This window comes from Curtobacterium sp. Leaf183 (genome assembly GCF_001424385.1).
Taxonomy (GTDB): domain Bacteria; phylum Actinomycetota; class Actinomycetes; order Actinomycetales; family Microbacteriaceae; genus Curtobacterium.
Map to the genome: position 1 here is coordinate 700,925 of NZ_LMPO01000008.1, position 16,907 is coordinate 717,831.

Annotated in this window: 18 protein-coding genes; 12 read left to right on the forward strand and 6 right to left on the reverse strand. The window is 72.1% G+C overall.

The features are described 5' to 3' along the window. Positions 1-4: 4 nt before the first annotated feature. A complete protein-coding gene (locus ASG04_RS09680) occupies positions 5-1,210 on the reverse strand; it encodes a PP2C family protein-serine/threonine phosphatase (protein WP_056123065.1) in 1,206 nt (401 codons plus the stop codon). 184 nt (positions 1,211-1,394) lie between these two features. Between ASG04_RS09680 and ASG04_RS09685 the strand changes: the two genes are divergently transcribed. Genes ASG04_RS09685 through ASG04_RS09705 form a run of 5 tightly spaced genes read left to right on the forward strand, consistent with a single transcriptional unit; the run spans position 1,395 to position 5,339 of the window. Next, positions 1,395-2,336 (forward strand): ABC transporter ATP-binding protein, encoded by a 942-nt coding sequence (locus ASG04_RS09685; protein ID WP_056123069.1) that lies wholly within the window; start codon positions 1,395-1,397, stop codon positions 2,334-2,336. Then, the gene (locus ASG04_RS09690) at positions 2,333-3,157 is read left to right on the forward strand and encodes an ABC transporter permease (protein WP_235515503.1); all 825 of its coding nucleotides are present in this window, start codon (positions 2,333-2,335) and stop codon (positions 3,155-3,157) included. Before ASG04_RS09685 ends, ASG04_RS09690 begins: the two co-directional genes overlap by 4 nt. 23 nt (positions 3,158-3,180) lie before the next feature. Further along, positions 3,181-4,386, forward strand: a complete 1,206-nt coding sequence (locus ASG04_RS09695) for a sensor histidine kinase (RefSeq protein WP_056123071.1) — start codon at positions 3,181-3,183, stop codon at positions 4,384-4,386. Then, on the forward strand, positions 4,383-5,009 hold the full coding sequence (locus tag ASG04_RS09700) for a response regulator transcription factor (RefSeq protein ID WP_056123073.1): 627 nt from the start codon (positions 4,383-4,385) through the stop codon (positions 5,007-5,009). The genes ASG04_RS09695 and ASG04_RS09700 overlap by 4 nt, the downstream gene beginning before the upstream one ends. 9 nt (positions 5,010-5,018) lie before the next feature. After that, complete coding sequence (locus ASG04_RS09705; protein WP_056123076.1) at positions 5,019-5,339, forward strand: hypothetical protein; 321 nt, start codon at positions 5,019-5,021, stop codon at positions 5,337-5,339. 305 nt (positions 5,340-5,644) lie between these two features. Here the strand turns inward: ASG04_RS09705 and ASG04_RS09710 are convergent, their stop codons facing one another. After that, complete coding sequence (locus tag ASG04_RS09710) at positions 5,645-6,169, reverse strand: hypothetical protein (protein WP_056123078.1); 525 nt, start codon at positions 6,167-6,169, stop codon at positions 5,645-5,647. A gap of 69 nt (positions 6,170-6,238) precedes the next feature. Here ASG04_RS09710 and ASG04_RS09715 point away from each other — a divergent pair, with 69 nt between their 5' ends. The 3 genes from ASG04_RS09715 to ASG04_RS09725 are packed head-to-tail and all read left to right on the forward strand — an operon-like array spanning position 6,239 to position 8,547. Next, entirely contained in the window at positions 6,239-7,015 is a 777-nt protein-coding gene (locus ASG04_RS09715; protein WP_056123081.1) for an SDR family oxidoreductase, read from the forward strand. 46 nt (positions 7,016-7,061) lie between these two features. Beyond that, on the forward strand, positions 7,062-7,931 hold the full coding sequence (locus ASG04_RS09720) for a VOC family protein (RefSeq protein ID WP_056123084.1): 870 nt from the start codon (positions 7,062-7,064) through the stop codon (positions 7,929-7,931). Positions 7,932-7,980: 49 nt separating this feature from the next. Then, positions 7,981-8,547: a GNAT family N-acetyltransferase gene (locus ASG04_RS09725; protein WP_056123088.1), complete on the forward strand. Its 567-nt coding sequence runs from the start codon at positions 7,981-7,983 to the stop codon at positions 8,545-8,547. Positions 8,548-8,682: 135 nt separating this feature from the next. Here the strand turns inward: ASG04_RS09725 and ASG04_RS09730 are convergent, their stop codons facing one another. Both ASG04_RS09730 and ASG04_RS09735 read right to left on the reverse strand, forming a co-directional pair. After that, positions 8,683-10,209, reverse strand: a complete 1,527-nt coding sequence (locus tag ASG04_RS09730) for a catalase (RefSeq protein ID WP_056123091.1) — start codon at positions 10,207-10,209, stop codon at positions 8,683-8,685. A 170-nt stretch (positions 10,210-10,379) separates the two neighbouring features. Beyond that, complete coding sequence (locus ASG04_RS09735) at positions 10,380-10,820, reverse strand: Fur family transcriptional regulator (protein ID WP_056123093.1); 441 nt, start codon at positions 10,818-10,820, stop codon at positions 10,380-10,382. A gap of 155 nt (positions 10,821-10,975) precedes the next feature. Here ASG04_RS09735 and ASG04_RS09740 point away from each other — a divergent pair, with 155 nt between their 5' ends. Both ASG04_RS09740 and ASG04_RS09745 read left to right on the forward strand, forming a co-directional pair. After that, complete coding sequence (locus tag ASG04_RS09740; RefSeq protein WP_082517936.1) at positions 10,976-12,268, forward strand: acyltransferase family protein; 1,293 nt, start codon at positions 10,976-10,978, stop codon at positions 12,266-12,268. A gap of 160 nt (positions 12,269-12,428) precedes the next feature. Next, entirely contained in the window at positions 12,429-13,247 is an 819-nt protein-coding gene (locus ASG04_RS09745; RefSeq protein ID WP_056123099.1) for a cytochrome c oxidase assembly protein, read from the forward strand. Between the two features lie 291 nt (positions 13,248-13,538). On the opposite strand, the gene ASG04_RS09750 is transcribed toward ASG04_RS09745, so the two are convergent. Together ASG04_RS09750 and ASG04_RS17105 are read right to left on the reverse strand one after the other, a co-directional pair. Further along, a complete protein-coding gene (locus tag ASG04_RS09750) occupies positions 13,539-15,182 on the reverse strand; it encodes a DHA2 family efflux MFS transporter permease subunit (protein WP_235515504.1) in 1,644 nt (547 codons plus the stop codon). Beyond that, positions 15,179-15,787 (reverse strand): PadR family transcriptional regulator, encoded by a 609-nt coding sequence (locus ASG04_RS17105; protein ID WP_056123102.1) that lies wholly within the window; start codon positions 15,785-15,787, stop codon positions 15,179-15,181. The genes ASG04_RS09750 and ASG04_RS17105 overlap by 4 nt, the downstream gene beginning before the upstream one ends. A 145-nt stretch (positions 15,788-15,932) precedes the next feature. Between ASG04_RS17105 and purS the strand changes: the two genes are divergently transcribed. Continuing rightward, the gene (gene purS, locus ASG04_RS17420; RefSeq protein ID WP_056123105.1) at positions 15,933-16,196 is read left to right on the forward strand and encodes a phosphoribosylformylglycinamidine synthase subunit PurS; all 264 of its coding nucleotides are present in this window, start codon (positions 15,933-15,935) and stop codon (positions 16,194-16,196) included. A gap of 5 nt (positions 16,197-16,201) precedes the next feature. Next, complete coding sequence (gene purQ / locus ASG04_RS09765) at positions 16,202-16,897, forward strand: phosphoribosylformylglycinamidine synthase subunit PurQ (protein ID WP_056123970.1); 696 nt, start codon at positions 16,202-16,204, stop codon at positions 16,895-16,897. Positions 16,898-16,907: the final 10 nt, after the last annotated feature.

Genomic DNA, 16,907 nt, shown 5'->3' on the forward strand with positions numbered 1-16,907 from the left:
CCCGTCAGGCGGCGCGCTCGACCACCACGACGGTCAGGTCGTCGCCCGGGTCGTGCGAGGCAGCACGTGCCCGGATGCGGCCGAGGAACGTCCCGACGTCGGCGGAGTTCCGGTAGAGCCCGCCGAGCCGCGACAGTGACGCCAGCGTCGAGTCCCAGAGCTCGAGCGCCCCGTCGCTGACCACGATCAGGACGTCGCCGGGCTCGAGCTCGAGCGTCCCGGTCGTCCGCTCGAACCCCACCGGGTGCAGCCCGAGCGGCAGGTCGAGCGAGCGGTGGATCGTCTCGGTCCCGTCGTGGTGGAGCTGCAGCACCAGACCGTGCCCGGCGTCGATGAACTCGACGACACCGGTGGCGGGCTCGAGCACCCCGTGGAAGAGCGTGGCGAAGGACTCGGCGCGGCTGAGCTCGGGCGCGACCTGGGCCTCGACGGCCCCGAAGGCGTTGGGCGCGGTCGCAGCACCGCGGGCGAGCAGCGCCCCGCGGATGTTCGCGGCGAGGAGCCCGGCCGACATGCCCTTGCCCATCACGTCGGAGACCGTGACGTGCAGTCCGCGGTCGGAGACGTGCCAGTCGTGGAAGTCGCCGGAGACGACGCCGTGCGGGACCGACAGGCCCGTGATCCGGTACCCCGGCACGTCCACGGCACCCGGCTCGAGTCCGGCGAGCACCGAGCGCAGGCGGTCCTCGTCGGCGCCGGCGGCGAGCTCGCGTTCCGCCCAGATGCCGAGTTCCTGCAGCAGGGCGACGTCGTCGTCGTCGAGGGTGCGCGGCTGGGGGTCGATCAGGCACAGCGTGCCGACCTTGACGTGCTCGGCACCGAGCCGCAGCGGGACGCCGGCGTAGAAGCGGACGTTGGGGTCCTGGAGCACCATCGGCAGGTCGCGGAACCGCTCGTCGCGGAGCGCGTCCGGCACGAGCACCGGCCCGGGGCTGGCCAACGTGCGCCCGCAGAAGGTGTCCTCGAGCGGGATGACCGGGTCGAAGCGCTTGTCGCTCTGCTGCGACTTGATCGTCAGGTGGTCGTCCCCGGCCAGGTTGAGGAACGAGCCCGACACCCCGAAGGCCTCACGCGCGATGCGGGTGATCCGTTCGAAGCGTTCCTCGGCACCGCCCTGCACCACGTCGAGCGCCGCGAGCAGTGCCGCACGCCGCGCGGCGTCCTGCCCGGGCGTGGTCGACTGCACGGTGCTCGCGGTCTCGGTAGCCATGGACCAACGCTAACGCGCCGACCGGACAGTGAGTGTCCCTCGTTCGGAGGACCAGGACCCCCAGTAGACGGGCCACTGACCTCGACGCCGGCCGGGCACCGGCCCGCCGCCCGTGACAGATGTCACGAAGGATCCGTGACGGACGCCCCATGGCCGAGGCGCCTCGCGACAGCACGCTGGGGTCATGAACACACCAGCAGCCCGGGACGACGTCCCGGTCATCGAGCTCACCGGCCTGCGCAAGCGCTTCGGCGCCGTACCGGCCGTCGACGGCGTCGACCTGACGATCCGTCCGGGCGAGGTCGTCGCCCTCCTCGGCCCGAACGGCGCCGGCAAGACCACGACGGTCGACCTGGTCCTGGGCCTGGCCACCCCGACCGCCGGGTCGGCGCGGCTGTTCGGCGCGGACCCGCGGCACGCCGTGGTCGCCGGGCGCGTCGGCGCGATGCTGCAGGGCGGCGCGCTGCTGCCCGACATGACGGTCCGCGAGGCCGTCGCCCTGGTGGCCGCAGCCCACCGCACGCCGATGCCCGTCGACGAGGCCCTCCGCCGCGCGCGCTGCACCGACATCGCCGGCCGCCGGGTCGCCAAGCTGTCCGGCGGCCAGCTCCAGCGGGCGCGGTTCGCCGTCGCCGTGGTCTCCGACCCGGACCTGCTGGTGCTGGACGAGCCGACGGCCGCGATGGACGTCGAGGCACGCCACACCTTCTGGTCGTCGATGCGCGAGTTCACGGACGCCGGCCGCACGGTGGTCTTCGCCACCCACTACCTCGACGAGGCCGACACGTTCGCGGACCGCATCGTCATCCTGCGCGCCGGTCGCGTCGTCGCCGACGGCACCCCCGCCGAGGTGAAGGCGATCGCGGCCACCCGGACCATCCGGTTCCGCGGTGTCCCCGACAGCGAGCACGTCGCGCTGGGCGCGCTGCCCGGCACCGTCGGACTGGAGGCGCGGCACGGCTCCGTCACGCTGCGCACCGACGACTCGGACACCACGCTCCGCGCGCTGCTCACCGCGTTCCCCGCGGCCCACGACGTCGAGGTGGTCGCCTCGACCATGGACGACGCGTTCCTCGCCCTCACGGCGGACACCACGTCCGCCGACACGATCGGAGTCTCCGCATGACCACGACCACCACGACCACCGCGACCACCGTCGCCACGACAGCGCGCCCGCTCGACACCGTCCTCGGCGGCGGTCGACTGCCGCTCCGGTACGTCCTGCTCGAGACGAAGCGCCAGCTCCGCAACGTCCGCGCGATGGTGTTCACCTTCGCCGTCCCGGTCGTGATGCTGCTGGTGTTCGGCGCGGCCTACGGGTCGCAGCAGGACCCCACGACGCACCTGCAGTACCTGGTCGTGACGACCCTGCAGATGGCGTCGTACGGCGCGATGATGGCCGCACTGAGCCAGGCCTTCGCGATCGTCAACGAGCGGTCCCTCGGCTGGAACCGGCAGCTCCGCGTCACGCCGCTGTCCGGGTGGGCCTTCCTGGTGTCCAAGGTCGTCGCCGCCATGGCGTTCGCGGCGATGTCGATCGCGGTCACGGTCGTCGTGGCGGTCCTCGCGCTGCATGCCTCGCTCGACGCCGGGCACTGGGCGGCGGCCGCGTTCGGCATCTGGTGCGGGGTCGTGCCCTTCGCGCTCATCGCGGTCCTGATCGGGCAGTTCGCGAAGCCCGCCTTCGCCCAGCCCCTGTTCATGGTCGTGTTCATGGGGCTGGCGATCCTCGGCGGGCTGTGGGTCCCGCTGTCGATCATGCCCGCGTGGATGGCGGACGTCGCGCACCTGCTGCCGTCGTACTGGCTCAACCGGATCGGGCAGATGGGTGCCGGCGCCACCGGGACGAGCGGCATGCTCGAGCCCGCGCTGGTGCTGACGGGCTGGGCGGTGGCCCTCGGCGCGGTGATCGTCTGGCGCTACCGCCGCGACGCGGCACGCCAGTGACCGACGGCCCTACACTCGCCCACGTGGACGACGTGTCGAGCGTGCGGGAGGCCCCACGGGCCTCCCGTCCGTCGCGCTCCCGGTCGTTCCCGTGGGCCGCCGCGCCCAGCAACGACGCCGCGGAGATCGCGCAGGCGCGACGCCGCTGGTACGGCGGGGCGGTGTTCGGGCTGCTGTGGCAGTCGTTGCTGCTCATCGCCCTGTGGACGGACGGCGGGTCGTTCCGGGACCACCTGACCGCCACGGCGTCGCTCGCGCTGGTCTACGCGTTCTTCATGGTGGCGCCCGAGCTGATGTGGCGCCGGGCCCTGGTCGGACGCGTCGTCGTCATCGGGTTCTTCGCGCTCTGCTCCGGGCTGCTGCTCGCCGTCATCGGGCCGCTCGCGGTGTGGTCGTGGCTGCTCCTGGTGTCCCTGTCGGGCTTCGTCGCGGCGCGGCTCTGGGTGGCGATGGCCGTCACCGGGCTCACCGTCGCCGGACAGCTCGCCGTCGCCGCCGTCATCGGCTGGGACACCGCGTCGGCCTCGGGGATCCTGTTCGCCCCGCTCATCACGATCTCCGTCGGCGCCTCGATGGTGTTCTTCGGACGCCAGCGCGAGGCCGAGGACCGGTTGGGGGTCGCGCAGGACGAGATCACGCGGCTGGCCGTGGTCGAAGAACGCGCACGCTTCTCGCGGGACCTGCACGACGTCCTCGGGCACTCGCTGACCGTCGTCACGATGAAGTCCGAGCTCGCCGCACGCCTGGTCGACAGCGACCCCGTGCGGGCGAAGGCCGAGATGCAGGACGTCGAGCGGCTGGCGCGCGAGGCGCTGCAGGGGCTCCGCCAGGCCGTGAGCGGGTACCGCGAGGCCTCGCTCGACGCCGAGCTGCTGTCCGCCCGGGCCGCGCTGTCGGCCGCGCAGATCGCGGCGGAGCTGCCCGCGTCCGGGGACGCCGCCGCGGCCGACGCGCGCAGCCTGTTCGCCTGGGTGCTGCGCGAGGGCGTCACGAACGTCCTCCGCCACGCGGGGGCCTCGGCCGTCCGGATCACGATCAGCCGCACCGCACTGACTGTCGAGGACGACGGCACCGGGTCGCTCGACGGGCCGGCGGTCGGCACGCCCGTGTTCGGCGGCAACGGGCTGCGCGGCCTCCGGGAACGGGCCGACGCCGTCGGGGCCACCCTCGCCACGGGCACCAGTGACCTGGGCGGGTTCCTGCTGCGGGTGGAACGAGGACGACGGTGACCGAGGCCATCCGCGTGCTGATCGCCGACGACCAGGCCCTCGTCCGCGGTGCGCTGGCGTCGCTGCTGTCGCTCGAGCGGGACATCGACGTCGTCGCCCAGGTCGCGCGCGGGGACGAAGTGCTCGACGCCGCACGGTCGAGCGGCGCGACCGTGGCGCTGCTCGACGTCGAGATGCCCGGGGCCGACGGGCTCACGGCCGCGGCGCAGCTCGCCGCCTCGCTGCCGGCGTGCCGGTCGCTCATCGTGACGACGTTCGGGCGACCCGGGTACCTGCGGCGCGCACTGGAGTCCGGGGCAGCCGGGTTCGTCGTCAAGGACACGCCGGCGGAACAGCTCGCCGACGCCGTCCGCCGTGTCGCGTCCGGGCTGCGCGTGGTCGACCCGGTCCTGGCAGCCGAGTCGCTCGCCGCGGGGCCGTCACCGCTGACCAAGCGTGAGACGGACGCGCTCATCGCCTTCCGGACGGCCCCGACCGTGGCGGGTGTCGCGGCCGCGCTGCACCTGTCCGAGGGCACCGTGCGGAACCACCTGTCCGCGGCGATCGGCAAGACCGCGTCGCGGAACGCCACCGAGGCGCTGCGCGTGGCCGCCGACAACGGGTGGCTGCTCGGGTCCGCGTAGGCTTGTGGGGTGTTCCGTCGCCCCGCCACCGCCCTCGTCGTCGGACTCGCCGCAGCCCTGGTCCTGACCGGTTGCAAGGCCCAGGACTCCACCGGGCGGATCGCCGTGACCGTCTCGCCGAACGAGGCCGAGCAGTCCTACTTCGTCGAGGTCCTCGTGCCGAACGGACGCACCGCCGCGCACCAGAAGGCGTTCCCCGGGGACACCCTCGAGTTCGCCGGGGTCGCCGTGGGCAAGGTCCGGGTCCGCGCGGACGGGCTCTGCGCGCAGTCGACCACGATCCTGAGCGGGCAGGTCACCGACGTGACGCTGTCGTCCACCGGCTGCTGACCGGCGCGGGCGGCGCTTCGCGCACCGTGCGCCGTTGATGCGCCGTGCCCGCCTGACCGCCCCGTGCGCGGTTGTTGCCCCGCACCACGCGGTCAACCTCGCACCACGCGCCGACGGCCGCAACCTCGCACCGTGCGAGGTTAGTCCGCCGTGCGCGGTTAGTCCGCCGTGCCCGCCTGACCGCCCCGTGCGCGGTTGTTGCCCCGCACCACGCGGTCAACACCGCACCACGCGCGCCGACGCCCGCAACCTCGCACCGTGCGCGCCCGGCGCCGCAAGCTCGCACCGTGCGCGGTTGCGGCCGCTCAGTGCGTCAGGAGCACCTTCACGAGACCGATGACGAACGCGACCGCCGCCAGCACGATCCCGCCCCACAGCGCCGGGAACGTCGGCTTCTGCCCGCTGAACCGCTGCATGAACACGCCGACCAGCCCGATGCGGACGACCAGGATCACGAGCGCAGCCGTCTGCGCCCAGGGCGCCGGGAGCCACCCGACCCACGCCACCGCGTAGAGCACCGCGGGGATGAGGCCCGAGGTCGCGATCGGGTTGGCGTTCCGGGCGATGGTCGCGGCGGACTCGCGGCGCGCGGCGTCGGTGGCGTCCTGCTCGCCGACGCCGTGCGCCACGAGGTGCGCGAGCACGTGCGCCGCGTAGGTCAGCACCGCGGTGCCGAGCACGGCCCAGACCGCCGAGCCGTGCTCGATGGCGCGCGGGTCGACGGCGATCGCGGCGGCGAGCACCGTGATGTTGCCGTACACGTACGAGGACAGCCGGTCGCGGACGTGCTCGACGGCGATGGCGTCCGGAGCGGGACGGGAGCGGGCCATCCGCCCATCCTGCCCTGTGCGAGGCTTGGTGGGTCGACGCACCGGAGCGCCGGACAGGAGGCCCGCAGCATGTCCCACAGACCCCTCGCCCTGGTCACGGGTGTCGGCCGCAGAGCCGGCATCGGCGCCGCGATCGCGTCGCGTCTCGCGACGGACGGCTGGGACCTCGCGCTGTCGTGGTGGAGCCCGTACGACGAGCGGGTGCACGGTGGGGCCGATCCGGACGGCATCGACTCCGTCGTCGCCGAGTGCGAGCACGCGGGCGCACGCGTGTCGCGGCTCCCGGTCGACCTGGCCGACCCCGCGCAGGCGGCCGCACTCGTCGGCCGCGCCGAGGAGGACGCGGGCGCCCCCGTGACCGCGATCGTGATGTCGCACTGCGAGTCGGTCGCCTCGGACTTCGCCACGACGACGCTCGAGTCGTTCGACCGGCACATGGCGGTGAACGTCCGTGCTCCGTTCCTGCTCGTGCAGGCGTACGCGGCACGACTCCGGGCCGGGGCGGACGCACCGATCGACCGCCGTCGGGTGGTCGCCCTGACCAGCGACCACGTCGGCTTCAACCTGCCGTACGGCACCAGCAAGGGCGCACTCGACCGACTGGTCATCTGGGCAGCGCAGGAGCTCGGCGACCTCCGGGTGAGTGCGAACCTGGTCAGTCCCGGGCCGAACGACACCGGGTGGATGACCGACGCGATCCGGCAGTCCGCTGCGGACCAGACACCGCTCGGACGGCCGTCGTTGCCGTCCGACACCGCCGCGCTGGTCGGGTTCCTGCTCGGGCCGGACGGCGGCTGGGTGAACGGGCAGCTGCTGAAGTCGGACGGCGGGTTCAGCGCCCGCTGAGGTCGATTTAGTTGACGCGTCAACCAAATCGGCGCACACTGGGGTCATGCACACGCAGGACCTCCTCGCCGCCGACACCGGGATGGGCGCCGTCACGCTCCGGGTCGCCGACCTCGACCGGATGACCGCCTTCTACCGGGACGGCGTCCGGCTCACCCTGCTGTCGAACGCCGGTGGGATCGCCGTGCTCGGCCGAGGCGCGACGCCGATCGTGGTCCTGGAACACGCCCCCGAGCTCCGGCACGCCGGCGCGCACGAGGCCGGGCTGTTCCACACCGCCATCCTGTTCGACACCCGGGCCGACCTGGCCGCGGCGCTGTACTCCGTCGCGACGCAGTACCCGCAGGCGTTCACGGGCAGCGCCGACCACCTGGTGAGCAACGCCTTCTACTTCACGGATCCCGAGGGCAACGGCGTCGAGCTGTACTGGGACCGCGACCGCACCGAGTGGTCGTGGACGCACGGCATGGTCGACATGGCGACGATCTCCGTCGACCCGAACCAGTTCCTGCAGGAGCACCTGACGTCGTCCGCGCTCGAGTCGGCAGCCACTACCCCGGGTCGGGTCGGACACGTGCACCTGTCCGTCGGGGACGTGGCCTCGGCGAAGGCGTTCTACGTCGACCAGCTCGGCTTCGCGACGACGGCGGGTTGGGGCGAGGCACTGTTCGTCAGCGCCGGCGGCTACCACCACCACATGGCGATGAACACGTGGAACTCCCGCGGTGCCGGACGCCGGCAGCTCGCACTCGGCCTGGGGCTCGTCCGCATCGAGGTCCCCGGCGCGGACGACCTCGGCGCGCTGGTCTCGCGGATGCACGACACCGGGGTGCAGACCGCGGACGACGGGCGGACCGTGGCGTTCGAGGACCCGTGGGCGAACCGCATCGAGGTCACGGCGCCCGGTCGGGGCTGATCCGAGCCCGCGTCTGCCCGGCTCGGCAGCGTCCGGGCAGGATGGACCCATGAGCGACGACATCCGGTGGGAGGTGGTCGAGGAGAGCGCGCTGAGCCTCCCCGACCACGAGGCGATCGCAGCGATGCTGGGGCAGGCGTTCCCGGACTGGTCGCACTGGTACGTGGGTGGCCGGAGCTGGTCCGGCATGCAGCCCGAGCGCCGGGTCATCGCGCGCGATGCCGACGGCGTCGTCCTGGCCCACGTCGGGATCCGGCGGATGTTCGTCGGCGTCGGCGGCGAGGACGTCCTGATCGGCGACACGGGCCTGGTCGCCGTCGCACCGACGATGCAGGGCACCGGGATCGGCCGCGAGCTGATGACCCGCACGCAGAGCGTCCTCGAGGGTCTGCGCGTCCCCTTCGGCTTCCTCGGCACCGGCGAGCGCACCGTCCCGTTCTACGTCCGCATGGGGTGGCACCTGATGGACGACGCCGTCACGACCTTCAGCGCCTTCACGGCGGACGGCGCCGGGGTCTCGGAGACCGAGCAGGGCGGATGGCTGGTCCTGCCCGTGACGGCGACGGCCGAGGAGTGGCCGGAGGGCCCGATCTGGCTGAACGGCCAGCAGGTCTAGTCGCGACACACGTCAGACGGGCGCGCCCCGCTCAGAGGCAACGCGAAGCGTTGCGCGGGGCGCGCCGACCGAGCCTGCGAGGGAGGACGGTGCCAGCTGGCACCGGGCCTCCCGTCTGCGTGGAGCGGCTGGGGCTCAGGCCTCGACCGCGACCTCCGCCGGGTCCTCGTTCGAGCCGGGGGCGCTCGGCGCCACCGCGGCGCGCACGCGCGCACCCAGGTCGGCGTCGACGTTCGTCCAGTAGGCGAAGACCCGCTCGCGCAGGTCGTCGCGCGTCACCTTGGAGACGTGCCCGGCGATGTTGCCGACCAGGCGCTCACGTGCGGCGTCGTCGAGGACCTCGCGCACCATGGTGCCCGCCTGGCCGAAGTCGTCGTCCTCGGGGTGGAGCGTCGCCGCGGCACGCTGCAGCGCACCGTCCGACTCCCAGCCGGGAGTGTCGTCGGTCGCGGCGGGGTCGGCGTGCGCACCGCCGAGCGAGTTCGGCGCGTAGACGGGGACCTCGGACTTCTGGAAGTCGAAGCGCATGGCGCCGTCCTTCGAGTACGAGTGGACCTCGTTCTTCGGCGCGTTCACCGGCAGCTGCGCGTGGTTCGTGCCGACGCGGTAGCGGTGCGCGTCCGCGTAGCTGAAGATGCGTGCGAGGAGCATCTTGTCCGGACTGGCCGCGATGCCGGGCACGAAGTTCGACGGCGCGAAGGTGGCCTGCTCGATCTGCGCGAAGTAGTTCTCCGGGTTGCGGTTGAGCTCCATCGTGCCGACCTCGATCAGCGGGTAGTCCGCGTGCGGCCACACCTTCGTCAGGTCGAACGGGTTGAAGCGGTAGCTGGCGGCGTCCTCGTACGGCATGACCTGCACCTTGAGGGTCCAGCGCGGGAAGTCGTTGCGCTCGATCGCCTCGTGCAGGTCGCGGATGTGGAAGTCCGCGTCCTCACCGGCGATGCGGTCGGCGTCCTCCTGCGTCAGGGTCTTGTGGCCCTGCTCGGTGATGAAGTGGTACTTCACCCAGAAGCGCTCGCCCTCGGCGTTGATCCACTGGTACGTGTGCGACCCGAAGCCGTCCATGTTCCGCCAGCTCGCCGGCAGGCCGCGGTCGCCCATCAGCCACGTGACCTGGTGCGCCGACTCGGGCGAGAGGGTCCAGAAGTCCCACTGCATGTCGTGGTCGCGCAGGTGCGAGCCCGGCAGGCGCTTCTGCGAGCGGATGAAGTCGGGGAACTTGATGCCGTCACGGATGAAGAACACGGGCGTGTTGTTGCCGACGAGGTCGTAGTTGCCCTCGGACGTGTAGAACTTCAGCGCGAAGCCACGGGGGTCGCGCCAGGTGTCCGGGGAGCCCTGCTCGCCGGCGACGCTCGAGAAGCGGGCGAGCATCTCGGTCTGCTGGCCCGGCTGCAGGAACGCGGCGCGGGTGTACTTGCTGATGTCGTGCGTGATCGTCAGGGTGCCGAACGCGCCGCCGCCCTTGGCGTGGACGACGCGCTCCGGGATGCGCTCGCGGTTGAACTGCGCGAGCTTCTCGACCAGGTAGTGGTCGTGCAGCGCGAGGGGGCCGTCGGCCCCGACGCCCATCGAGTGCTGGTCGCTCGAGACGGGTGCCCCGCTGTTGGTCGTGGTGGTCGGGGTGCCGGTCGGCTGGTCGGTCGTGTTCTGGTCGGACACGGTTCCTCCTCGGTTGGGACGGTGGTGCGGTCAGGGTTGCTCGGGTGGTCTGTGCGGTGCGGTGCGGTGCGCGGGTGCGGTGCGCGGGTGCGCTGTGCGGGTGCGGCGCGCGCTGCGGGTCGGTGCGCTGCGGTTCGTCCGTGGCGCCGGTCGCGGTCGGCGCGTGCGCGCTACGCCAGAACCGGCTCGTCGTCGCGCTCGGCCGCGGCACACCGTTCGCAGATCCCCCAGTAGGTGACCTCGGCGGTGGTGACGGCGAAGCCGTGGGCGTCGGACGGCGTCAGGCAGGGCGCATGCCCGACGGCGCAGTCGACGTCGGCGATGGTCCCGCACATCGTGCACACGATGTGGTGGTGGTTGTCCCCGGTGCGGCGTTCGTAGCGCGCCGGGCTGCCCGCGGGCTCGATGCGACGCACCAACCCGACGCCGGTCAGCGCGGCGAGGACGCCGTACACCGCCTGGTGACTCGTGGTCGGCAGCTCGGAGGCCAAGGCCGTCACGATGTCGTCGGCCGTTGCGTGCGGCAGGGTCTCGGTCGCGCGCAGGACCGCCAGACGAGGGGTCGTCACCCGCAGGCCCGCGGTGCGGAGCAGCTCGGCGTCGCCGTCCATGAGACCCCCTTCTCTTGCAGCATTCAAGACAACTGCGACCCTACACGACATCGGGCGCGGGACGCATTCCGCTACCGGAATACAATGTGTCACGGTTCGGTCGCGATCAGCTGGACGGACCATGGGAAGCCCCGACCGGCCGGTAGCGTCGCGCCATGTCCACTCAGCCGGTACAGACCAGCGTGGACGCCCGGGGGATCATCGCGCAGCGAGACCTGGTCGTCGACCTCATCCGGACGGCCTGCGTCGTCCTCGTCGTCATCGTGCACGTCACGATGGTCGGGATCGCCGCCGACGACGCCGGCATCCGTGTCACCAGCCCACTGCAGCAGGCGGACTGGTACGTGCCGGCCACCTGGGTCGGCCAGGTGATGCCCCTGTTCTTCGTCGTGGGCGGGTTCGCCAGCGCGGTCGGGTGGCGGAGCACCCTGGCCCGGGGCGGCGGTGCCCGCGACTGGTACGCGACCCGGTTGGTCCGGTTGTTCCGCCCGGCGGTCCCGCTCCTGGTCGTGCTCGCGCTGGGACTCGGCGTCGCCACGGCGCTCGGCACACCGGCCGACCTGTTGGCCACGGTGGCGTTCGGCATCGGGTCGCCGCTGTGGTTCCTCGCTGCCTACGGCATCACCCAGTGCTGCGTCCCCCTGATGGCCCGACTGCACGCCAGCGCCCCGTGGCGCACGCTCGGCATGCTGCTCCTGCTGGCAGGACTGGTCGACGCCGTCCGGCTGACGACCGGGGTCGCCGACGTCGGGCTGCTCAACCTCGGTCCGGTGTGGTTGTTCGCGCAGCAGCTCGGGTTCCTGTGGGCGGACGGGTGGTTCCGGCAGCGGTCGCGTGCGCTGCTCGCCGTCGTCGCCGTCCTGACCTACGCCGTCACCGTGCCGATCACGCTGGTCGGACTGTGGTCGCCGGACATGCTGCAGGACCTCAACCCGCCGATGCTGCCGCTGGCACTGCTGGCCGTGGCGCAGGTGTGTCTGGTGCAGGTCCTGCACGCGCCACTGTCGCGGCTCATGCACACCCGCGCCGCGCAGGGCGTCGTGTTCCTGCTCGGCCGTGACGGCATGACCGTCTACCTGTGGCACCTGCCGCTCTTCATCGCGCTCAACGGCATCGCGCTGTTCATCGGCGTCCCGTTCCCCGCGCCCGGCTCGGCGACGTGGTGGGCGACCCGGGCCGTGGCCGTGGTCGTGGTCCTCGCGACGGCGCTGGCGGTGGCGCGGGGGCTGCGCTGGTTCGACCGACCGCTCCCCCGCCTGGTCCCCGGCTCCGACCGCCCCGCCTGGCCGGTCGTCGCGCTCGCCGTCCTGTGCACGGTCGGCCCGGCGTTCGTCGTGATGCAGCTCCACCTGTCGTTCGGGGTCGCAGTGCTGGGCGCGGTGCTGGTGCCGATCGGCGTGTGGCTGCTGTCCCGCACGGTGCCGGCGGCGGGCGTCACGCGGATCTGAACCCGTTCTCACCGGATCGGCACCGGCTCCGAGCGGCGCCGGTCCTCCGGAGGCCGAGGATGATCGTGCGGCGCGATCGCGCCGTGCGACCCAGGAGGCCCCCACGCCGTCACCGTCCGAGTTCTGGAGCATCTGGCACCTCGATCCGCTCGCGGTCGCCATGATCCTGGTCGCCGCGGTGGCCTACGGCTGGTGGCTCGTCGGTGCCCACCGTCGCGGCACCGGATGGCCGTGGTGGCGGTCGCTGTCTTTCGTCGCAGCACTGGCGCTGTTCGGCGTCCTGCAGTTCGGCATCGTCGGCGTGTACGACCAGACCCTGCGCTGGGCGTTCGTCCTGCGGCTCGCGCTGCTGTTCTTCGCGGTCCCGACGTTCGCTGCGATCGGCGCGCCGCTCGCGCTGCTCCGGACGGGAGGCCCTGCTCGCCTCGCCGACGCCGCCACCGCCGTCATGCGGTCGCGTCCGGTGCGGGTGCTCGGCACCGCAATCGTGTCGCCCCTGGTCGCCCTCGCGCTGTTCTGTCTCCTGCTGACTCCGCTGTCGGCGGCGATCCGCACGTCCGCGGTGGGGGCCGTCGCGATCACGGTGCTCGTCCCGATGCTCGGGTTCGGGCTGCTCGCTCCGCTGTCCGAACCGGGACTGCTGCGCTCATCGACGTTCGTCACGGCGGAGTTCCTGCTGGCGTTCGTGGAGCTCATGCTCGACGCGATCCCGGGCATCGTGCTGCGCATCACGAACCACGTGCTCGACGGCGCGACCGTGATGGCCTCGGGGCCCGCCTGGTTCCCGTCACCGCTCCGCGACCAGCACCTGGCGGGCGACCTGCTGTGGTTCATCGCCGAGGTGGCGGACATCCCCGTGCTGATCTCGCTGTTCATCCGGTGGCAGCGGACCGACCGCCGCGAGGCCCGCGCCGTCGACGCCCTCTCCGACGACGAGATGGACGCCCTGACCCGCGAGCACCTGTCCCGCCGCAGGTGAGGCGGGCGCGGCGGACGCAGGGGCGGCGGCGGGCGGAGCCGACTCGGAACGACAGAGTCGATGTCGTACGACAGCGGTGTTGTCGCATCGTCGGCAGGGCTGCCCCGACCGCGACGAAGTCGACGTCGTACGACAGCGGTGTTGTCGCCTCGGACTGCATCGAGGAGCCGCCGGTGCTCGCCCGGTGTCGGGACATGCGGACGCAGCGAGCGACAGCGGGCATGGACAGGCGCCCGGACACAACGACGCCCCCGACCACATGTGCGATCGGGGGCGTCCTGGGTACGCGGGCTACTCGGCGCCGGAGTGCCGTCCGTGGTGGTCGGCTGCGGCCAGCTCCTCCTCGGGTGAGGTGGGCGCGGGAGCCGCAGCGTGGATGCCGTGTCCGGTCGGGGCAGCCGGCTGCTCCGCCGCGGCGCCGGGCTGAGTCGCGACGGAACCGGTCTGGCTCCAGGCGACGGTCTGCTTCGGCTTCGCCAGGAACAGTGCCGCGACGATCGCGACGACGAGCACCACGGCGGGCAGCACCAGCGACTGGCCCATCGCGGTCGCGAACGGCTGCTGGAGGAAGGCGGGCAGCCCACCGACCTGCTGCTCGGCGCCACCGGCCGACGCCCCGCCCGACTGCGCCGGGAAGTTCGCGGTGATCCGGGCCTCGATCAGGGCGGCGATGCCGGCGGAACCGAGCACCGCACCGATCTGACGGGTCGTGTTGTAGACGCCCGAGCCGGCACCCGCGAGCTTGGGCGGGAGGTTGCGCGTGGCCGAGACGGACAGCGGTCCCCACATGCAGGCGTTGGCCAGACCGAGCAGGGCACTCGGCAGAAGCGTCCAGCCCCAGTCGGCACCCGACCAGAGCAGCGCACCGAACCAGAACAGCCCGCCCGAGAAGCACGCGAGGCCGAACGCCGCGACCCAGCGCGGGTTCCACTTGTTGAGGTTCTTGCCGACGAGCGGCGCGAGCCCCGCGGAGATGACCGCCTGGGGCACGAGCAGCAGCGCGGCCTGGGTCGGGGAGAAGCGCAGGACGTCCTGCGCCCAGAGCATGATCGGCAGCGCGAACGACGAGATCGCGACACCGACGGCGGTGATGGCGACGTTGGCCAGGGTGAAGTTGCGGTCCTTGAACAGGCCGAGGGGCAGCAGCGGCTCCCCCTTCTGCACGCCCTGCCACACCACGAAGGCGACGAGCACGACGATGCCGGTGATGATCAGCGACCAGACCGAGATCGGGCCGGTGATGACGCCCCAGTCGTAGGTCTCGCCCTCCTGGATGCCGAAGACGAGCAGGAAGAGCCCGACGGCACTGAGCACGATGCCGAGGTAGTCGAAGCGGTGGCCGTGGCGCTCGAACGACGGGACGAAGCGCTGCGCCAGCACGAAGGCGACGACACCGACCGGCACGTTCACGAAGAAGATCCACTCCCAGCCGAAGCCGTCGACGAGCAGGCCGCCGACGATCGGGCCGACGAGCGAGGCGACACCGGCGACCGCGCCCCAGAGGCCCATCGCCGCGCCGCGGTTCTGCGGCGGGAAGATGCGCGTGATGACGGACATGGTCTGCGGCGTCATCATGGCGGCGCCGAGGCCCTGGACGACACGGGCGAGGATCAGCATCTCGATCGAGCCCGAGAAACCACACCACAGGCTGGCGAGGGTGAAGACGACGAGGCCGACCTGGTACAGGACCTTCGGGCCGAAGCGGTCACCGAGTCGGCCCGTGATGAGCAGCGGCACCGCGTAGGCGAGCAGGTAGGCGCTGGTCACCCAGATGACGCTGTTGATGTCGGCGTTCAGCTTCTCGGCGATGGTGGGGGTGGCGACGGACACGATCGTGGAGTCGACCAGGATCATGAAGAAGCCGACGACGAGCGCCCAGAGGGCGGGCCACGGCTTCTTCTCGGTGCCCGTGGGGGGCGACGTGACGGAGGTCATCGAGTGGGTTCCTTGCTGTTCGTGGGGTTCTGCGTCGGGACGGCCGGGCCGTCCCAGGGGATGTCGCCGCGCTCGATGCGGGCGACGGTGGCACGGAGCCACTCGATCTGTGCGGTGAGCATCGCATGCACGTAGGACACGTCGAGCCAGTAGCGGTCGGCGAGCTGCTTGGCGTGGATGTCGCGCACGGCGCCGTCGTACTCGTCGCGTTCGTGTTCGAGCGCGACGATCCGGACCCGGACCGCATCGACGGCCTCGTCCTTCGGCAGGTTCTCGAGCACCGACAGCGCCAGGTGGAACTCGGGGTACTCGTCGGCGGGCTCGGCGACCATGCGCCGGAGCCCCTCGGCGAGCGCGGTCCGTCCCGCGTCGGTGATCGTGTAGGTCGTCCGCTCGGGGCGGTTGCCGTCGCGGTCGGTGCCGACCACCTCGGCCAGGCCGAGCTCTGCGAGGCGCCCGACCTGGTGGTAGAGCGTGCCGGGCCGGACCTTGACGTTCCGTTCCTCGCGGCGGTGGACCATGGTCTGGAACATCTCGTACGGGTGCATCGGCGCTTCGTTCAGCAGGTCCAGCGCGGCGAACGCGAGGGGCGTGAGCGACGTCATCCGGGCCTCCTGTCCGTGTTCCGAGTTGACTATTCGACTTGGAATATACGGCTTCGAACAGTTCTCCACAAGCGCGCCCGGCGGGATGCGCGGGCCGCATAGACTTGGCGCGTCCCCAACCGACCCACCGTGCTGGAGTGAACACGTGCCAACGATCGTCGTCGAGGTCATGCCGAAGGCCGAGATCCTCGACCCCCAGGGCAAGGCGGTGGGCAATGCCCTCGCGCGCCTCGGCAAGAACGACCTGACCAACGTCCGCATCGGCAAGCGATTCGAGGTGACCGTCGACGGCCCCGTCGACGACGCCAAGCTCGCCGAGGTCCGCGAGATCGCGGCGGACATCTTCTCCAACGCGGTGATCGAAGACGTCGTCTCGGTCAGCGTGGCCGAGCACAGCAGCGCCGAGTGACCGCGATGCGCATCGGCGTCATCACGTTCCCCGGCTCGCTCGACGACCGCGACGCCCAGCGCGCGGTCCGCCTCGCCGGGGCCGACCCGGTCGCGCTCTGGCACGGCGACCACGACCTGCAGGGCGTCGACGCGATCGTGCTCCCCGGGGGCTTCTCGTACGGGGACTACCTGCGTGCCGGGGCGATCGCGGCCAAGGCGCCGATCATGGCCGAGGTCATCGACGCAGCCGGCAAGGGCATGCCCGTGCTCGGCATCTGCAACGGGTTCCAGATGCTCGCCGAGGCCCGCCTGGTGCCCGGCGCGCACACCCGCAACGCCCACCAGCAGTTCATCCGTCGCGACCAGAAGCTCCGCGTCGAGAACGCCGGCACCGCCTGGACCTCCGGGTTCAGCGCGCAGCAGGAGATCACGATCCCGCTCAAGAACGCGGACGGCCGGTTCGTCGCCGACGCCGACGAGATCAAGCGCATCGAGGACAACGGCCAGGTGGTGTTCCGCTACGTCGGCGTGAACCCGAACGGCTCGATCGACGACATCGCGGGCGTCTCCAACGAGCGCGGCAACGTCGTCGGCCTGATGCCGCACCCCGAGCACGCGACGGAAGCCGGGTTCGGCCCGGACACCCCCGCGGCGATGGCCTCCGGCACGGACGGCCTCACCTTCTTCACCTCCGTGATCGAGTCGACACTCGTCAAGTGACCGACGCGAC